Genomic DNA, 17,053 nt, shown 5'->3' with positions numbered 1-17,053 from the left:
AAAAAACCAAAACCATGTATTTTAAAAACATCACCACAGCAATTTTTTTTATAGCCCAAATTGTATGGGCAAGTCCAAAGCCTTGTGGCTGCTCGGAAAGCGATTCGGAATCCTTTTTTACCAACGGTTGGTCTATTGTAGAGAATGACTATTCAAATTCTTTTAAAAAGGTGTTATGGAACAATTACGGTATAAAGGTCAACGAGGATTATGAAATTACGGGGCTTAGAAGGCACAATCTGGAATTTTACGACTACGGGTGGCTATATGAGTTTTCCGTTCTTGACCGAGGAACACAAAAAAAGATATATGTACTTAATGCGAATATGCAATCGGTACTGCTAACAGATTCCGAAAGGATTGCTGGATTCCTTTTAAAAAACCAACCAGACCTTAGCACCGATAAGGGTCTGCTGGAATATTGGGCTATGCTGACCCATATGGCAGAATTGGACAACGATCCAATACATGTACTATTCTCAAATGATAATCTCAACTCGTCTTGTTCAACTAATAATGTAAGTGTCCCAAGAGTGATCTACAAAGATGGGCATATGGCCAGAATACAAGCCTTGGTCAATATAGAAGGGCAGGTATTCTCTGCGATTTATGATTTGGATTTTAAAATAATGAACATTGTAATGAAAGATGCTATTCCGATCATCCCCGGCAATTCCAATACGGGTTGCAGGTCTTCATATAACAAAAGCGAGGTTTCATACAGTGAATGGAATCCAAATAGGAAATCCCAGGTATTTTTACCTCAGAAATAAAACATAAACCACTAAATACAGACAAAATGAAATCACTTATCTACATTATCGGCATCCTATTAATAACAATATCCGGGAACAAAACAAAGAGTACTTTTTTTAATTCTACGGTTTTGGTAGACGGTGTTGAGGAAACCACCTTTGGCAAGGTAACCCTGGCCACAGAGAAACCAAAAATGATACTTTTCTATAGCTCGCAAAATTGTGGTCCCTGTTTGGAGCAGATTGCAAATATGAAACCCCATCTTCGCGAATTGGATAAAAAATATCAGTTGATATTTATAGACGGTTGGACCATTGGCAAGGCCAAAAAGCATCAAAGTAGACAATTCGCCTTTGATTTTTACAAAGAACACCTCAAGACCAATACCTCACATTTCTTATTGGATCCTGAAGATGAGCTTTTGGCCTCGTTTCAAGAAAAGGAAAGTCTTAAAGGTGCCTTGCCCTTTTTCGTGGTACAGGACAAAGTAGGTTTGGAGATCTATCAGCAACTTGGCCAAACAAATTTTAGCGAGGCACCTGTTTATGCCAGTCTTTTTTAAAAAAAGGATCATTCGTTCACTTAGCAGGTATGGTATAGGGTATTTGGACGTAAGGTACACAGTTGTCCGGTAGAAAGCGATAGCCCCAAGGTAATACTAGAAAATTAATAGGGCCCCAGGGAGAATCTGGATGATTTTTTGATGGGGATATCCTATAAATTATAAACTAGGCCAGGGTCATTTAAATTATGGTAAATATGAAAGACATACTATTGAAGATTCCATTTCTAATACTTATGGGAACCTGTTTGCTAATAATTGGTTTTGGAGCCTATAAACAAAGCAATCTAATAGAAAGGCAACTGGCCATTTTCCAAAACAGCCATGAATCGGAATTTAGATTTTACGAACAATGGCTCCAATTTACTTGTACCTCAAAAAAGGACTTGACTTTTTTAATGAATACCGAGAGTTTTTATCGCTTGGATAGGCCAGTTGGGAACTATAAGGAATTAGGCAAGACGCTAGCAAAAATTTATAGGCAAAGCTTAAAAATACAACCTTATTCAATGGAGACAAGAAATTTGACCAATGAACTGCAATTAACACTTCAGAATGGCGTGAATGCATCATATGAATTGGCCAAATTGGTCACAGGTCCGAAAACCGTAAAACCGGACGATATGATGGTAGAGAGCATTCAATACTATAATTTTTTCACCCTGCTGCCTTCCAGTGCCTTGATTCCTAAAGAGGATCGGAAAAGATCTAACGATCTAACTAAAGTACTAGAGGAAGTAAGTAATAAACTGGGCGGATTTAGGGAGGTGACCCATACTGTCAAAGAAAGTATGGCCAAAGATGTCGATAACTTCATTATGAAGCTCGAACACTCCTTTGAGAGTCCATTGAATAACATTTTGGTAAGTACACAAAAGAAAGAACTTGGCTTGCTAAGGCTAAAGGAAATAATCAAAACGAGCCCGTCTTTTGTAGGGGATCCGGAGGGTTCATGTGATATTGTAAAGCCTGGTGATGATTCCCAGATTGGTTTGAAATTGGAATCTGCCTATAAAAGAGCCGTCAGGCTACATGAGTTTAATTGACCAAACCAAAGACCTTCATTAGGGTTTTATGAATCAAAACCGCGCTTTCATATATTGGTTTTCTTTGGACTTGGCTTGCCTAGCTACCTTTATTTCACAATTAAAACCTAATTAATTATGAGAACTAGAACATGTACAAACTGTCAAGGAAGAGGGGTAGAAACCGATTATAACACACGGATTGAGTCAACTAAAAATAGCTTTACCTATGGCGATAGGCCATGTATTGTATGCTCGGGCGCCGGGGTCATATACGACTATAGCCCGGACCGGGAGGTAGCAAAAAAATCGGTTGCAAAGGCGGCTCCAGTAAAACCGAATTCCACAAAGACATCGAGCGCCAAAAAAACATCCGGGAACGATTTTAGCATGAACGATTTTTTTATGCTGCTTGGATTTATTATTGGAGGGATTGTGGCCTATCAGTATACCTCTAATTGGATTGCCATAGGGGTAACAGCCCTAATTTCAGGTTTCATTTTAAGAATTACCTATAAACTGATCTTTGTTATTTTAATTATCCTTGCAGTGGTATATTTCTACAACCAGTAGCGTATTAACTTTTGTAAAAAAATTATTTCTCTTTAAATAACGGAGGATGACCTTTGGCCACTATGTTTGGCCAATTGGAAACTAAAAAAACAAGGGAACAGGATGGGCCCAACACTATAAATCAATAGTGTTGGGCTTTGTTATTTAAGAATGTTTAAGCAAACGATAGTGGCTGCAATAAGCACAAGGGTAAAAGGGCCCCTACTTTTTTTAGGAGGGACCCTTTCCTATAACAAAATGCCTGTTTCATACAGTAATAACCGCCCTTTCCTTTAAACAGACATAATATTGGATTATCAATAACATTTAAAACATTAATTATGAAAAAATCAATGGTATTTATGGCCCTGGTGGCCACAATGGTATTTACAAGTTGTACACCTGATACGGTACGGGATTCAGCAGAGACTTTTAACAGTTTGGAGTGTCTAAACAAATTACTCAAGTTAAGTGAAAACGAAGATGATTTAAGCTGTTCGGAATTGGTGTCGGCATTACAGGGTCTTAAGAAATCCTGTGGTGATGAAGATGGGGATATACAAGAGGCCATAGATGTAATTATAGCCAGTTGTGAAGATTAAATCAATTTGTAATAATTAAAGGAAGAGAACAATGAAAACGAATTTTTTAAGGCTAGTTGCCGTCACTGCAATTCTTGCTTTTGTTAGTTGCTCCAAGGAAGACGATTTGGGGAATATGGGTTTCGATGGATCTTTAAGCTCTATTGAAGATTTTTATACACCGGAATTGGTAAGGGCTTTGGATTCTTTGGGGTTCCAAATGAACCTAGGCAATAAGCCGCCAAAAATAGAAGGGACATATCATGTAAAGCCTATGCTCCTTAAGTCCAGCACAGTGCCAGGCGATGTTGTAGGCTCCCAATTTAATAACTACGAGCTTACGTTTTCCAATCAGGATAATGGAAAATTGACCATTGATTATTTTGGGGATCAAGGCGTAGAAATTGATGAAGGCTATGGTTCATTTATATCCGGGGAGAACGATAAATTTTCGGTATTCCTGATAACAACCTCGGACATTGGCTCCTTTACGGCCGATTCTGCTATCTCCCTATCGGGAAGAATAGTGGAGGGCGGAATTGAAAATGTCCAAATGGCATTTGTAATGCTGGATAATAAGGGAAATGAAGGAGGGGTGTTTATAGGGAACAATACGGGAAGGATTGTTTACGATTCCGATTACTTTTCTGAAAAGGTTGAAAATTCAGGGGAATTAAATTCAATAGTAAGCCACGGGGCATCTATGATGCAGATTACAGTACAATAACAAATAACAATTTAAAAAAAAAATAAGATGAGAGCTTTAAACAAAAAAACAACCACAATGAGAAAATCAATTATATATATCGCCATCGCTTTATTGGCTGGTCCAATGGTCATGGCCCAAGAATTTAATGTTGGCACCAATGTTGTAAATGGGGGTATTGGTTTTGGAGGTAGCTATGGAAACTACACAACCTCATCCCAAAGCCCGGGGTTCAGCATCAGTTATGAAAGAGGTATTTGGGATGTCCCAGGGCCTGGGGTCGTGAGTTTAGGAGGCTATGTAGGTACTAAAACCTATAAGTACAATTATTTGGGGGGGAATGACAAATGGTCCTACACCATTATTGGGGTTCGGGGGGCTTATCACTATACGGGCTTGAATGTAGACAATCTTGATGTCTATGGCGGCCTTATGGCTACGTATAATTTTCTGTCCTATAGTGGCGCGGGGAGTTATGGTGGAGGTTTAAGTGCAACGGCCTTCGCCGGTGGGCGGTGGTATTTTTCCAAAAACCTTGCAGTCTTTGCAGAGCTAGGCTATGGCGTAGCCTATCTAACCGTGGGGGCCTCGATTAGAATATAGTTGTTCAAAAAAAAGGAATTGCCCTTATAGTCTTTTACAAATAAGTACGCAGTAGAATTGCATAAAGGGCCCATCAAATTTTGGTTGGGCCCGTTATGCAATTGTAATAAAGAAATTTTAGTTGAAGAGCTTTTTTTAGGAGATGGTTTGACTATTATTTTTAGTGATGTCGGTCAATGCCAAGTATGTAGATCTTTTTATGCTGTGTAATTTTAGTTAATGACGTAATAATTATTATCGATTTTAGCCAATAAAGAGGTGGCTTAATTTGGCGAGTTAGTATATTAAAAAAAATACCTAAGCTGAATTGAAGTATTTATGCTAAAAGATAAAGTGTATATCTCAGTCTTCAATCCCTTAAAAAATATGACAACTATACTAATTATGATGATAAAATTACAGGAGGCTTTTTAAATTATATTTATTAAATCAACGTGAGAACCAAAAGGATTCGTAAGGACAGGTGAATGACACTTGAAAATTCTAGAATTAGCAAATTATACTTGGTTTGGAATGTCTACAAAAGAAGCTCACTCGCCTCATCCAAAACAGCGCTATCCAATTCTTTTAAATAGGCCTGTGTAACTGCCAAATTTTGATGCCCCATAGATTCACTGATAACATCGGTAGCAACTCCTTTTTGCTTTAAGCAGTTGGCATAACTATGTCGTGCAACGTAACTGCTCAAAGGTTTATCTATTCCACAGATTTTTGCAGTTTCTTTTAATTCCTTATTGTAACGTTGAAGAGTTTTGTGCTTTCTATTTTCGAGTTGTAATGGGGTTAATTCATCCTTTAACAGAATGGGGAATACATATTTCGTTCCCAAGGAATATTCTTGATAATAATCTAAAATTTCCCGAACAGGAGGTAATATCTTGATCATAAAATTTCCTTTGGTTTTTGAACGGGTATAGAAAATTTTGTTGTCATCAATTGTACTCCATTCCAGCTTCATCATGTCGGTAAAGTTCATTCCTCTTGTATATAAGCTAAAGACAAAATAATTTCTGGTATTGGCCAAAGAAGGATATTTCTTCAAGTCAAGGTCAACTATTTTCTTGACTTGCTCCATAGTCAATGCCTTTTTAGGACTCTTACCCTTCAATTTGGAAACCTTATATGTTTTGAATGGGTAGAACTCTTCCTTAACAAGGTTGCGTTCAAATGCTAGGTTGTAAAGTGCTCTAATAGCTCTCATTTTTATGCCAATTCCACCATCAGTACCAGATAACGTCCAATTTATTGAAGGAGCTACTTTTAAGACTATTATTCCTAGATCTATTCTTGGAGGCGCTGATGAAACAGATGTAGGAGCAAATGATGGAGCAATTGAGGGAGCAATTGAATGAGCAAATAGACCTATTCTTTGGTTAAACCTCTCTGTTCTTCTTAAAATTCTCGGCCTGTTCAAAAATTTCAGTATATACTTCGTCTCTTTCTACTGGTGGATAGCCGTATTCATCCAGTAATAAGATAAGGCCCACTTTGAGGGCAGATTTAATGTCGTTTCGCTTACTCCAATCAGGAAATTTTGCCTGTCCATCCACAAGATCCTTAACTGCTTTGGCAAGCTCTATCAATTTTTCTTCGGGATATCTAAAATCATACTTATTGCATAATTCCTTTAGTATATCATAAAATGCCTTTTCCTCAAAATCGATTCCTAAAACGTCCCCAGCTTTAAATTCCTTTTGTACCTCCCAAATGAGTTTGGTCAATTCTTCCGCCATCTCCTCATAAACTTCACTGCGTAGGACATCATTTTCCTTGCGTTCGTTATAACGGGCAACCAGGGATTCCATTTTCTTTGAAAAATCAACCCCCTTTACTTTATTGACTTTTCTCATTTCACCAATGGCTTTGGCAAGCAACTGTTGAAGTAATTTTATTTTGGTGTTGGGTAATTTAATCTTATCGATCTTGGCCATGTAAGCTTCATCAAAAATATCCTGTTCGCTTTCCTCTTCATTTCCCATCTTAAATATCTCTTCAACCCCTTCACTGGCAAGAGCATCCTTTATCATCTCTCGTACCCTCGCGTTCATTTGTGCGGTATCAGGAGCGTTTCCTTTGGTCAATTTAAAAACGATGGAACGTACCGCAAGATAAAAATGGGTGTAGTCTCGTTCTATCTGAGTCAATTTTTCACTTCCCGCACAAATATCGTAGGCAGCCTTCAACCGCTTCACCAAGCCCATAAACCGGGTCTCTGTTTCTTTAGTTGTTTGCACGTATTCCGATGCTTGATTTAAAGTGTTGAGTTGTTGTAAAGCAGTGCCATCAAAATAGGGGGTACTGTCAAACTTATGAAGAATTTTACCTAAAAGATCCAGATGGTTCCTAACCACAACCAATGATTCCCTAATGTCTTCAAAATTCTGCTGATCGCCCTTGTTGTATTTGGCCAAGGCCAAGTTCATTTGTTTTTTTATGCCTATATAATCAATCACCAGACCTTTATTCTTGCCAGCAAATTTTCTGTTGACACGGGATATGGTCTGGATAAGGTTGTGCTGTTGTATGGGCTTATCTATATAAATGCTATCTAGAAAAGGCACATCAAAGCCCGTGAGCCACATATCGACCACGATTGCGATTTTAAAGTTGGACTTTCCACTTTTAAATTGCCGATCCAGTTCTTTTCGATATTCCTTGGTGCCCAAAAGGTCATACATCGCTTTAGGGTCATCCTTTCCACGAGTCATTATCAATTTAATCCGTTCAATAGGTTTTATTTCACGCTTTTCCCTATCCGTAAGTTTTGTCCCTAAGGCTGCTTTTTTCACAACGGCCCATTCTGGTCTAAGGGCTATAATGTTTTTATAAATGTCATAGGCTATTTCACGGCTACTGCATACCAGCATTGCCTTACCTTCAACTGTGGCTCCTTCATCGACGCGTTTTTCATAATGCTTCACAAAATCTTCGGCAATGGCTTGGAGGCGGTCAGGGTCACCAAGTATGGCATTCATATTGGCCGATTGATTTTTACTTTCCTGAACTTGATATTCATTGGCACCATCTTCTTCGGCCACTTTGTAATATTCCTCTATTTTTTGCAGCTCACTATTTTGTAGTGCTACTTTTGCTGCACGACCCTCGTAAACAATTCGTACCGTGATTTCATCCTTGACCGATTCGGTCATCGTATATTCATCTACCACTCTTCCAAAAACATCAAGCGTAGCGTCTATGGGTGTTCCGGTAAAGCCGACATAGGTGGCATTGGGTAGGGAATCGTGCAAGTATTTGGCAAAGCCAAAGGATTTTTCAACGCCTTTCTCTGTAATTCTTATTTTTTGATCGAGGTTGGTTTGACTACGATGGGCCTCGTCCGAGATACAGATTACATTGGTTCTTTCAGTAAGGAGCTCTGTATCTTCCGTGAATTTGTGGATGGTGGTTAAAAAAACGCCACCACTTTCTCTTCCCTGAATGCGGTCCCTCAAATCTGCACGGCTTTCTACACTTACAATGGTATTATCACCAACATAGGTTTTGGCATTGGTAAATTGCCCGCTAAGCTGATCGTCCAAATCGGTACGGTCTGTAATTAAGATGATCGTAGGACTTTCAAAATGCTCGCTCTTCATCAATAAACGGGTAAGAAACAACATTGTAAAGCTTTTACCGCAGCCGGTTGCGCCAAAATAGGTGCCTCCCTTCCCGTCTCCCTGTGGTTTTTGGGCTTTTATAATATTATCATACAAAGCCCGGGCTGCGTAGTACTGTGGATACCTACACACTATTTTTTCATCCTTTTTGGAACTATCCGGTAAGAAGATAAAATTGCGGATTATGTCCTGGATTCTTTTGTGATGCAACATCCCTTGTATTAGGGTAAACATACTGTCTATACCGTCGACATCTTTGGCCAATCCTGCAATGCGCCTCCAGGCATAAAAGAATTCATAAGGGGCAAATAATGAACCTGCTTTGGTGTTTACACCATCGCTAACAACACAAAAAGCGTTGTATTTAAAAAGTTCGGGAATGTCCCGTTCATAGCGTACAGTTAATTGAACGTAGGCATTGTGGATGGTCGTGTTTTCCTGAATGGCCGTTTTAAACTCAAAAACAACTACAGGGATACCATTGATATAGATGATTCCATCTGGAATTCGTTTTTGATTACCTATTATTTCCAGTTGATTAACAAATTTATAGGTGTTCTGATTTTTAGGGGAATAATCGATTAAGTAAATCCAAATATCCTTTTGCTTATGATCTTCCCGCTTTAGAGAGAAACCGTCTGAAAGCCATCGCATAAACGTTTTGTTGCTTTCATAAAGATCCGAAGATGGAAGGGTTTTTAATCGAAGGATGATGGATTGCACCTCCATCTCGGTTATCCCTTCTTCATGATACTGTTGTAGCAGGAAATGGCGCAGGTCTTCCTCGATCAGTACTTCGTCCTCGTCCCTTGTTATGGCATTGCCCAAATGGTGCGGATACCCTTCCTGTTCCAGTTGGGTCGCAAATACGGTTTCTAATTGTGCTTCGGTAAACTTTTTCATTCTTGTTCAACGATTTGCCAATATCCGGTTTTTCTACCACCCACACGTTTCAATACATTTTTGTTTTTTAATATCTCAATATGGTTATCTATAGTAGTCGTACTGGTTCCTAACTTTTTTGCCATAGCACTTATGGTAATGTGTTTATCTTCACTTACCAGATTCAGTATCTTTATCTGCGTATCTGGAAGTTCTTTTACCAACTCTTTTACCAACTCTTTTACCAACCCATCTACCAACCCATCTTTTGGCTTCTCTTGTGCGGGTTCTTCATAAACAGGCACTGCCGAAGGGAATACCATTCTGAGGAAATTATCGGAGAAATGAAAACATGATTTACTGTACGATTCCAGTATTCTTGGAATGCCCGAACCCAGTTGTTCTACCAGATCCAGATCTTTGAAAATACGCATGAGTTCTTTGTTCCGCGGAATGGAAAAGCCTTCAAAGAATTCGCTTTCGCTCAGGCCTTCGGGCAAGGAACCTGCAGAAGTAATTTCGATTCGGTCATTAAAAATTTCGAACTTTGGTGCTATTTCCCGAGTGTAGTCGTTGTGCACAAAAGCGTTGATAATCGCTTCCCTAATGGCAATGGCGTTCCAAAGGCGTTTTTCCTTACGTTCCTTAGCGGTTATTTGGGTGCCTGTACGGTTCTCAATATCAATTTTATCCAGTACACTTTTAGTAGCCTTGATCAAGGAAACATAACCATACTCATTGCTCTCAGTTAAATCTACGCGCGTATCCCCTTTGTATTTGGCTACTTTTACCGAAATGTTGTTTACATCGGCTAGGAGGTAGGCTGCATAATTTAAATCACCTTGTGGGGTGATGAGTTCTAGGTTTTTTTGAAACTGTTTATTCAGTGGTTTTCGTTTCTCCTGATAATAAATAAGCAACTGTTCAAAGCTTAGATCCTGCCGATTGGATTTTATTTTGCCAATGGAATTGCGGGTACGGGTAGCAAATAATGTTTCGATTATTTTTTGGGGCATCGGCTCGGCAGCCGTACCAATACGTATGTAACACCCTTTCTCGGTCATCCCGTATTTTTTCTTGAAGTACGGTTTTTCACTACCACTTGCTACAATGATTTTAATGATAGTTTTACCGTCTTTATCTTCCGAAACCACATCGAACAAGCCCATGGCCGATGGCGAAATATTATGTTTGATACGGTCTTTTATTTTTAGCATATCGCCATCTGGGTCTGCCACACCAAGGATGGTCTCCGTTTTATCAATACCGATATAAATCAGACCGCCCTCGTGATAGTTTAAAAAGGCCACCACCTCTTTTTCCAAATCCAAGTCTTTGGTCAGTTCTGATTTAAATTCTATGCGGTTGGTTTCTGGCATTGTCTTTAATGGCTAATGTTAAGTTGATAACTATGAATTTTGAATGTTGGCTTTTTAAATTATTTATTTTCAGATCTATTGTTTTTAACTAAAAAGGATTTTCTTCCATTCCTCTATCGATTTCATATTCATTTATTAGGTCAATTAACCCTTTGCCATTATTTAAAAAATGTTCTGACAGAAACGTATCAAACCCAACATTAATATACCGAATTCGATCAGTACCCTTAATTTTTTGCATATTAAATTCTGGCATTTCACTATAAAATGTATTTTTTTGAATTTCTTCTATGTATTCCGACAAAACCCGACTTTCATCATCTTTTATATCTTCTGGTCCAAAAACAGGATTTACTATTATCAGTTTGCTGAATTCATTATAATTTAGGGCTTCAATGATAAGATTGTTGATGTATGGGTCAAAGAAACTATACCCTATGGCAAAAATATAAGGACGTTTTGATAGTGATTCTTTAAAATGATACATTAAACTTGAAAAAGGTTCAAAAGAAAAGGTTTTCAAACCGTGACCAAAAATTAGATATGGGTCGTGACGCTGATCTATGTCTTTTTCTTCTTCGTCTTGTAGATTTTCACGTATTTTAATGGTTCCCGAATCCATCAAGCGAACCCAATCAAGCGACCCGTGAAGTTTATACAAGTTTAATCTATCAAACCCTTCAATATCTTTTGTTTTTGGCCCTTTCCATTCTCCCGATACAAAACCACAATATGGGTGAACCTCGTGTTTGTTCTTAAGAAAAATTTCTATGGTTTGGTCATAGTTAAGCGAAAAGCATTCAATCGGGGATTCTAGAGATTGAGCACTCATAAGTTGTGCCAACGGTTCCAAATAACTCAAAGAATCAGGATTAATTTGAAGCCAACTTAGCAATAATTTTCTTTTGAGCTTATTTTCAAGGGATTCAAATAACGAATCGGCATCATTATTTTCACTATTGAATTTGCTTTCTAACTGAATAAGTTTATCGGCCCAATTTCCTGTAATCGGATAAGGTAGATAATTTTCTCGATTCTTTATCCGTCTGATTACTAGTGCCAACTCTTCTATATTTGGCTTAAATTCAAATTTTGAATTCTTTTCCAGACTACGCCAATTATTTTGGTAATGTAAGGTAGAAATCAAAAACCGAAACGCTTCTGCCTCAACATCTGTGATTTCATTTTTTTCAGGCTTGTTGAGTAAATTTTGTAATGCATCGAACATTTCCCCAGACATTTTGCAGCCGGTTCGTGTTTTTTTTGTACCATAGGAAGCACCAGCTCCTAAAAGGAAAACAGATTTTTGTATCGCCGTATTTAAGTCTATTGGTTCCATGCCTATATAACCCAAGGAGTTGTTTGTGTAATTTCATTTTCAGGGATTGGCCCGTTCACATGAGCTCTAAAACGTGCAATTTCGTGCGCATAAAAGCACGTTGCAGGCTGGCTTCTTTGCTTTAGCCCTTTCCAGATTAATCGGGAAAATTCATAAACCTGCTCTATTAACTCCTTATGCGAGAATCCAGATTCATCGGCAAAATGAACTTTAATCTTCAAGGGCAATTCATCTTTAACACCTACAGGTGCTTCCGCCTTAAACCTATTGTTATTAAATAAGAGATATTCTTTCTGGGATAACCTCACGAACGAACCACTAACAGGCATTTGATTGTTATGCATAGGGTCGAAGGCCAAATCAATTCTCGATTTTGTATCGTTGATCTCGACAACGGCATAAGGAACAGTAATATCAAATTCCTCTCTAAAAAGCCTTTCAATACTTCTTTTCTCCTTCTTAGAAAGGGTTTTATGGTAGTGAATAACAATTCTTTCTATTTCCTCGTTCTCTTCGAGAAATGCGTTTACTGCCTTTCTTAATTCCTTGATAATTGTGGTTGACAATTCTTCTTCTGGAAAGGCGAAGTTTCTTTTTAAGTTTCCATGGTTGTCAAAAAACACCGAACCGGCTATATATCGTTTTCTGTCCCTATTAAAATCTTGATTAAACCCAATGATCAGTTCCTTTTTTAAATTTGAATCAATTCGCCAGGGGATGCCTCCAAGCTTTGCGTGTATGCCAATGGCAATATTTGGCAAGTGGTAATTAAAAACGGATGATTTTCGAATGTTCAACTGATTGATAAATTGAGATGGAATTCCTTTAGCCAAGAGTGCCAATTTAAGATCGTAATATACCTGTTGTGGCTCATCTTTGCTGAAGCCTCCAATAACGATGGCAAAATGGTTTTCATAATAATCATCAGATAATTCGATATTTTCAAAATCTTGATATTCCTCGAACAGGGTTTCCAATGATTTGAATTGCAGTTGCTTATATTGATGTCCCTCTGTAAGCGAATCTGCAAGTACGATTGGAATACCCACGTAACGTTCCAAACCAGGAAAACCTTTGTAGCCATTTTTCAGGTACTTGTACAGCGTATTTGCATCATCATTATGTTGGAAAATAAATATAAACTTAGTTTCAGAAGCATTTGGTGCCGCTTTGTAAACCCCATAATTTCGCATTCCGGTTATTGGATTGATGTCTTTGTTTTCGTTTTTAAAGACCATTCTATTCCGATCGAATGACACATTTTGGGCCTTTCGGCTATCAAACCCCGTAGAAATGAATTTTAAAGTATCAAATTCTTTTGCCTTAATATGATGATTAAAGAAATTTAGAAGTTCTTTATATCGTCGACTATAATTTATTGGATGTCGTGCTGACTGCAAATTGTATTTATCTAATATTTCTCTATTTGCTATCAGTCGCGATGTTTTCTGTTCTAAATTACTGGACCTAGTGATCCTATTTCCATCCGTTACACATTTTACATTTTGGTATTCATCTAAAATTTCAATTTCGGCATTACTGATAAATGTTTGATGGCTTCCAATATTAAAAACAGCTTCGCCAATGTCATTGTTCTCATTGTAATTTAGAATGAAATCTATGCGCTTATATATACCCCATACTTCGTCAAACTCTTCTTTTTTAAGATAACAAGAAAGTGTAAGCGCTTTCGGGTGAAAATCGACAATCATTCCCTGGCTTAGTAAACTTTGCCCAATTTTAAAAAAGGTATATCGCCATTTAAACTTGGTTATGAGTGGTAAAGAAAAGTAAGGAGTACTCTCCTCTTTGCTAAATTCATAAGAAATTCTGCTTTCCGAATCTACTTCATTCTGTTTTGCCCAAGCAAGTAGTTGGCTCTTTTCAGTGAATTCATCTACGAAGTATTTCCATTGAATGGAATACGTTAAAGCATCACTTTCTTTAGAAACAATGATTTTAACATCATTAAATGCACATTTATATTGAAGGCGGTTTAAAATTAATTCCATATTTCGATTTCTTTTTCGGCTTCCACCGTTGCCATTTTGGATAGGAGAAGGGTTTTCATTTCTACAATTTTCTCATTCGTCTCGTCGATTTGTAGTTTTTTTAGAAATAGGGGAGAACATAAATCTCTAAAGTAATTGGAAATATTAATGTGTGGAACTATTAATAGTAATGGGTTAAGTATTTTCATCGTTAAGAACTTAGTTGCAGTTCCCGAAGAAGTTCCCTTAAAGCCTTCAAGTTGACCCAATACTTCATAATATCCCTGAAAGATACTTACTTCTTTGGATTTTGGTGTTATAACATAAGTCCTTTGATAAGCATCGAATTTTCCTTTATAATATTTAAAGGGATAAACTGCACTAGCATTATTTCCTGCAAGTAATAAAGCCTCACAATCAAATGAAAATGAATTGGTTAAGAATGTTTCTGATGAACATGTAAAAAAGGGATATTTACCATTCGGAATTGCTGCATTTGAATTTAACTTTCCCGTTTTAAAATTAAACACTTCCTCATAACTCTTAACCTCCCATCCCGCCGGAATCTCCTTATCCAACTCGTCATTATACAACATAGCACCCCCAGATGATTTGTACCCTTCGTGTCCACTCAGGGTACCGCTTAAATGCGCCGGAAACTCAAAATCAACAAACCAATGTTTATAAATTGCCTGTGCGGTTTCCTCCAGCTTTTGGTTCAGTTGGTCGTTCAACTTGATGCGATTGGCAATGATGTTGTATTCATTGACAATCTCTTGTTGTTTTTCAAGGGAGGGGATAGGGAGCTCCATTTCTAAAAAATCTTCCCATTCCAAGGTGCCCCGTACACCACCAACGGCTAAAAACTCCGCCTGTCTATCGAATTCTTCCCGAGAAAACCACATCATTAAATATTCAGGAAGCAATTTTTTTTCGTCACTGATTTCAAAAACTGGGTAGGCTTGTGAAATGATGGCCTCTTCAAAATCTTGTAATAAGGCCACCGGCATTTTCCGGTCTCTACGCACTTGCATGGTACTACATGCAAATTGGTTTTTACGAATAATTTTATAGGTGCGCATATTGGTACCAACAGTATTGGCAACCGAAGGGATGAATTGTTTGGATATGCTCAGCCCCAAAAGGGTTTTGATTCCTAGATCAACATTGCGTTCATCTACAAGTTGGATATAATCTCCTATGGGCCTATAATTCGATCTCATAGCCCAAGTCTTTAAATACCTCTAACAGTTCTTTTTTTGATTGTTCCTCGGCTCTTAGCAGTTCTGAAAGTTCGCTTTGCAAGGCCGTCATTTTGGTGTCAAAATCAATATTTTCATCCCGGTTTACAAACTCGATATATTTGCTGGGGACCAACGAAAAATCTCTTTTTTCAATATCCGCCTTGGTGGCACTGTAACAATATTCCGGTACATCTTTATAATCGCAATCCGTTTGTTGCCAATCGTGGTAGGTTTTTGCAATATCCCTAATATGTTGTGGGCCGAATTGGATAAACTTTTTCTCGAAAGGTTCGCCGATTTGTCGTAAATCTAAAAACAACACTTCTTCTTCCCGATCGCGATAGTTTCGTTTTTCGTCCCCTATGGTTCGGGTATGCGTTTTCTTGTTCTTATTGAGAATCCAGATAGTAACACTAATGTTTGTGGTATAAAACATGTTTTGGGGAAGAATCACAATGGCCTCTACCAAATTGTTCTCTACTAACTTCCTTCTAATTTTATACTCTTCCCCTCCACCTGAAAGCGCACCATTGGCCAAGATAAATCCTGCTACGCCATCGTCCGAAAGTTTCGACACCATATTTAGGATCCAACCGTAATTGGCGTTGCTTTTGGGCGGCACCTCGTAACCGCGCCAACGGGGGTCGTCCACTAATTCATTTTCGCCCCGCCAGTCCTTTTGGTTAAAGGGCGGGTTGGCCATGATATAATCGGCCTTTAAATCTTTGTGCTGGTCATTACCAAAAGTGTCCGCTGCCCTTTCACCCAAATTGGCTGAAATGCCACGGATGGCCAAATTCATTTTAGCCAGTTTATAGGTGGTATTGGTATATTCCTGTCCATAAATGGAAATCTCCTGTTTATTGCCGTGATGGTTTTCTATAAACTTGATGGACTGTACGAACATACCGCCAGAACCACAGGCAGGGTCATAGATAATGCCCTTGTAAGGTTCTATCATCTCCGCAATTAAGTTGACAATGCTCTTGGGGGTATAGAATTCACCTTTTCCTTTTCCTTCCGCCAAGGCGAATTTTGACAGGAAATATTCATAGACACGGCCCACGATATCCTGGGCTTTGTCTTTTTGGGTATCAATCTTATTAATGGTATCCAACAAGGAGGCCAGTTTACTTTTGTCCAATCCTAACCGTGAGAAATAATTGTCGGGCAAAGCTCCTTTAAGGGAAGGATTGTTCTTTTCTATTTGGTTGAGCGCGGTATCTATCTGTAAAGCAATATCATCCTGTTTTGCTTTTTTAATTATATAGCTCCATCGGGAAGTCTCGGCAAGGAAGAAGACATTCTTCATGTTATAGAATTCCATCATCTCTATATACTTTTCTTTGCCTTCGGCAATCAGTTCCTTTCGGCGATCTTCAAATTTGTCGCTAGCAAATTTCAGGAAAATAAGACCCAATACTACGTGCTTATATTCGGAAGGTTCAATGGATCCGCGAAGTTTGTTTGCGGCATCCCATAGGCTTTCTTCAATTGACTTTTCTTTGGTGGTTGTTTTTTTTGCCATTTATTCTTTCTTGTCTTTAGTGGTAACCAATAGCTCTTTGGCTTCAATATCTAAAATTTCTGCAATACGGTATAAATCTTCTATACTTGGCTGCCTTCTGTTTTGGGCATAGGAGTTGACCATGTTGTAGCTCTTTCCCATCTGCTCTGCCAACCACTTCTGTTTGATGCCCTTTTCTTCTAAAACAGCCTTAATCCTGTTCATTTTATTGAATGATTTCTTTCAGTTTACTAAAATAGACAAGTTTTTCAATATCTCTTGTAATGAGTATTAAAACAATCATATTGA

15 protein-coding genes are annotated in these 17,053 nt (G+C 38.2%); 7 read left to right on the top strand and 8 right to left on the bottom strand.

Features of this window, described 5'->3' with window-relative positions:
• The first annotated feature begins 14 nt into the window (after positions 1 to 14).
• From MWU84_RS06880 to MWU84_RS06850, 7 genes are all read left to right on the top strand, one after another.
• A complete protein-coding gene (locus MWU84_RS06880) occupies positions 15 to 773 on the top strand; it encodes a hypothetical protein (RefSeq protein WP_246899864.1) in 759 nt (252 codons plus the stop codon).
• A gap of 26 nt (positions 774 to 799) precedes the next feature.
• A complete protein-coding gene (locus tag MWU84_RS06875) occupies positions 800 to 1,318 on the top strand; it encodes a hypothetical protein (protein WP_246899862.1) in 519 nt (172 codons plus the stop codon).
• Between the two features lie 197 nt (positions 1,319 to 1,515).
• A complete protein-coding gene (locus MWU84_RS06870; protein ID WP_246899860.1) occupies positions 1,516 to 2,364 on the top strand; it encodes a hypothetical protein in 849 nt (282 codons plus the stop codon).
• A 117-nt stretch (positions 2,365 to 2,481) separates the two neighbouring features.
• Positions 2,482 to 2,916, top strand: a complete 435-nt coding sequence (locus MWU84_RS06865; protein WP_246899857.1) for a hypothetical protein — start codon at positions 2,482 to 2,484, stop codon at positions 2,914 to 2,916.
• Positions 2,917 to 3,236: 320 nt separating this feature from the next.
• On the top strand, positions 3,237 to 3,497 hold the full coding sequence (locus MWU84_RS06860) for a hypothetical protein (protein WP_246899855.1): 261 nt from the start codon (positions 3,237 to 3,239) through the stop codon (positions 3,495 to 3,497).
• A gap of 31 nt (positions 3,498 to 3,528) precedes the next feature.
• On the top strand, positions 3,529 to 4,203 hold the full coding sequence (locus tag MWU84_RS06855) for a hypothetical protein (RefSeq protein WP_246899853.1): 675 nt from the start codon (positions 3,529 to 3,531) through the stop codon (positions 4,201 to 4,203).
• Between the two features lie 57 nt (positions 4,204 to 4,260).
• Positions 4,261 to 4,785: a hypothetical protein gene (locus tag MWU84_RS06850; protein WP_246899851.1), complete on the top strand. Its 525-nt coding sequence runs from the start codon at positions 4,261 to 4,263 to the stop codon at positions 4,783 to 4,785.
• A 517-nt stretch (positions 4,786 to 5,302) separates the two neighbouring features.
• Here the strand turns inward: MWU84_RS06850 and MWU84_RS06845 are convergent.
• The 8 genes from MWU84_RS06845 to MWU84_RS06810 form a co-directional block, all read right to left on the bottom strand.
• The gene (locus MWU84_RS06845; RefSeq protein WP_246899848.1) at positions 5,303 to 5,986 is read right to left on the bottom strand and encodes a site-specific integrase; all 684 of its coding nucleotides are present in this window, start codon (positions 5,984 to 5,986) and stop codon (positions 5,303 to 5,305) included.
• 172 nt (positions 5,987 to 6,158) lie between these two features.
• Positions 6,159 to 9,305, bottom strand: coding sequence for an HsdR family type I site-specific deoxyribonuclease (locus tag MWU84_RS06840; RefSeq protein ID WP_246899846.1), 3,147 nt, complete (start codon positions 9,303 to 9,305; stop codon positions 6,159 to 6,161).
• Positions 9,302 to 10,663: an RNA-binding domain-containing protein gene (locus MWU84_RS06835; protein ID WP_246899844.1), complete on the bottom strand. Its 1,362-nt coding sequence runs from the start codon at positions 10,661 to 10,663 to the stop codon at positions 9,302 to 9,304. The genes MWU84_RS06840 and MWU84_RS06835 overlap by 4 nt, the downstream gene beginning before the upstream one ends.
• 88 nt (positions 10,664 to 10,751) lie before the next feature.
• On the bottom strand, positions 10,752 to 12,002 hold the full coding sequence (locus tag MWU84_RS06830; RefSeq protein WP_246899842.1) for an SIR2 family protein: 1,251 nt from the start codon (positions 12,000 to 12,002) through the stop codon (positions 10,752 to 10,754).
• A gap of 2 nt (positions 12,003 to 12,004) precedes the next feature.
• On the bottom strand, positions 12,005 to 14,014 hold the full coding sequence (locus MWU84_RS06825; protein WP_246899839.1) for a Piwi domain-containing protein: 2,010 nt from the start codon (positions 14,012 to 14,014) through the stop codon (positions 12,005 to 12,007).
• Complete coding sequence (locus MWU84_RS06820; RefSeq protein ID WP_246899837.1) at positions 14,005 to 15,216, bottom strand: restriction endonuclease subunit S; 1,212 nt, start codon at positions 15,214 to 15,216, stop codon at positions 14,005 to 14,007. Before MWU84_RS06820 ends, MWU84_RS06825 begins: the two co-directional genes overlap by 10 nt.
• Positions 15,200 to 16,765, bottom strand: coding sequence for a class I SAM-dependent DNA methyltransferase (locus MWU84_RS06815; protein ID WP_246899835.1), 1,566 nt, complete (start codon positions 16,763 to 16,765; stop codon positions 15,200 to 15,202). The genes MWU84_RS06820 and MWU84_RS06815 overlap by 17 nt, the downstream gene beginning before the upstream one ends.
• Positions 16,766 to 16,969 (bottom strand): helix-turn-helix transcriptional regulator, encoded by a 204-nt coding sequence (locus MWU84_RS06810; protein ID WP_093977717.1) that lies wholly within the window; start codon positions 16,967 to 16,969, stop codon positions 16,766 to 16,768.
• Positions 16,970 to 17,053 lie beyond the last annotated feature (84 nt).

It is taken from the genome of Arenibacter sp. F20364 (assembly GCF_023015905.1).
Taxonomy (GTDB): Bacteria; Bacteroidota; Bacteroidia; order Flavobacteriales; family Flavobacteriaceae; genus Arenibacter.
This window is presented reverse-complemented; position numbering and strand designations above follow the sequence as displayed.

Coding starts and splice junctions, on each gene's coding strand:
- MWU84_RS06880 (WP_246899864.1), top strand. CDS start 15: ATGTATTTTAAAAACATCACCACAGCAATTTTTTTTATAGCCCAAATT.
- MWU84_RS06875 (WP_246899862.1), top strand. CDS start 800: ATGAAATCACTTATCTACATTATCGGCATCCTATTAATAACAATATCC.
- MWU84_RS06870 (WP_246899860.1), top strand. CDS start 1,516: ATGAAAGACATACTATTGAAGATTCCATTTCTAATACTTATGGGAACC.
- MWU84_RS06865 (WP_246899857.1), top strand. CDS start 2,482: ATGAGAACTAGAACATGTACAAACTGTCAAGGAAGAGGGGTAGAAACC.
- MWU84_RS06860 (WP_246899855.1), top strand. CDS start 3,237: ATGAAAAAATCAATGGTATTTATGGCCCTGGTGGCCACAATGGTATTT.
- MWU84_RS06855 (WP_246899853.1), top strand. CDS start 3,529: ATGAAAACGAATTTTTTAAGGCTAGTTGCCGTCACTGCAATTCTTGCT.
- MWU84_RS06850 (WP_246899851.1), top strand. CDS start 4,261: ATGAGAAAATCAATTATATATATCGCCATCGCTTTATTGGCTGGTCCA.
- MWU84_RS06845 (WP_246899848.1), bottom strand. CDS start 5,986: ATGAGAGCTATTAGAGCACTTTACAACCTAGCATTTGAACGCAACCTT.
- MWU84_RS06840 (WP_246899846.1), bottom strand. CDS start 9,305: ATGAAAAAGTTTACCGAAGCACAATTAGAAACCGTATTTGCGACCCAA.
- MWU84_RS06835 (WP_246899844.1), bottom strand. CDS start 10,663: ATGCCAGAAACCAACCGCATAGAATTTAAATCAGAACTGACCAAAGAC.
- MWU84_RS06830 (WP_246899842.1), bottom strand. CDS start 12,002: ATGGAACCAATAGACTTAAATACGGCGATACAAAAATCTGTTTTCCTT.
- MWU84_RS06825 (WP_246899839.1), bottom strand. CDS start 14,014: ATGGAATTAATTTTAAACCGCCTTCAATATAAATGTGCATTTAATGAT.
- MWU84_RS06820 (WP_246899837.1), bottom strand. CDS start 15,216: ATGAGATCGAATTATAGGCCCATAGGAGATTATATCCAACTTGTAGAT.
- MWU84_RS06815 (WP_246899835.1), bottom strand. CDS start 16,765: ATGGCAAAAAAAACAACCACCAAAGAAAAGTCAATTGAAGAAAGCCTA.
- MWU84_RS06810 (WP_093977717.1), bottom strand. CDS start 16,969: ATGAACAGGATTAAGGCTGTTTTAGAAGAAAAGGGCATCAAACAGAAG.